General features: G+C 72.0%; 1 protein-coding gene. It reads left to right on the top strand.

The window, feature by feature from the left end; translation table 11 throughout:
• Window positions 1-243, top strand: a 243-nt coding sequence (locus tag HWY45_RS36495) for a heavy-metal-associated domain-containing protein (protein ID WP_176118532.1), incomplete at both ends; no start/stop codon positions are given.

Below are 243 nucleotides of genomic sequence, written 5' to 3' on the forward strand. Positions count from 1 at the left end.
GGACGCGGTGAAGCAGGCCGGCTATGGCGCGACGCCGGTCGCGGCACCGGATGCCGACGTTGCACCGCCGCCCGCTTCGCGCCATACCGAACTCGACATCGGCGGCATGACCTGCGCATCCTGCGTCGGCCGCGTCGAAAAGGCGCTCGCGAACGTACCGGGCGTCGCCCACGCATCGGTCAACCTCGCGACGGAACGGGCCTCGGTGCATGGCGTCGCGGCCCTCGATCCCGCCGCGCTGAT

This window comes from Burkholderia stagnalis (assembly GCF_902830275.1).
Taxonomy (GTDB): Bacteria; Pseudomonadota; Gammaproteobacteria; order Burkholderiales; family Burkholderiaceae; genus Burkholderia; species Burkholderia stagnalis.